Consider the following 846-nt stretch of genomic DNA (forward strand, 5'->3'; position numbering starts at 1 on the left):
CGCGACGCGCTGGCCGAGGCCGCGATCTCCGCGCGCCTTGCCGCCGAGCGGCTCGACGTGACGCTGCCGGTGCGCTCCAGCCCCCTGTCGCGCGGGCGCATCCACCCGATCAGCCAGGTCGTGGACGAGATCACCGCGATCTTCGCCGATATGGGATTCTCGATCGCCGAAGGGCCGGATATCGAGACGGACCATTACAATTTCACCGCGCTGAACTTCCCCGAAGGCCATCCGGCGCGCGAGATGCACGACACGTTCTTCCTCCAGACGCCGGAGGGCGGCGAGCGCCGCCTCTTGCGCACGCACACCTCGCCCGTGCAGGTGCGCACGATGGAGAAGCAGAAGCCCCCGATCCGCATCGTCATCCCCGGCAAGACCTATCGGCAGGATTCCGACGCGACCCACACGCCCATGTTCCATCAGGTGGAAGGGCTGGTGATCGACAAGTCGGCCAATATCGCCAACATGAAGTGGGTGCTGACCGAGTTCTGCAAGAGCTTCTTCGAAGTGCCCTCGCTCAAGATGCGCTTCCGGCCGAGCTTCTTCCCCTTCACCGAACCCTCGATGGAGGTCGACATCCAGTGCGACCGATCCGGCTCCGAAGTGCGCTTCGGCGAGGGCACGGACTGGATGGAGATTCTGGGCTGCGGCATGGTCCACCCCAATGTCCTGCGCGGCGTCGGACTGGACCCGGACGAGTATCAGGGCTTTGCCTGGGGCATGGGCATCGACCGCATCGCCATGCTGAAATACGGCATGCCGGACCTGCGCGCCTTTTTCGACGCCGATTCGCGCTGGATCGAGCATTACGGCTTCCGCCCGCTCGACCTGCCGACCCTGTTCGGC

At 65.2% G+C, this 846-nt stretch carries 1 protein-coding gene; it reads left to right on the top strand.

Going from position 1 to position 846, the window contains the following annotated elements:
* Positions 1 to 846 (top strand): phenylalanine--tRNA ligase subunit alpha (gene pheS / locus NS365_RS22835; protein ID WP_058602584.1); only part of this gene is annotated, 846 nt, incomplete at both ends.

Source organism: Aureimonas ureilytica (assembly GCF_001475935.1).
Lineage (GTDB): Bacteria > Pseudomonadota > Alphaproteobacteria > Rhizobiales > Rhizobiaceae > Aureimonas > Aureimonas ureilytica_A.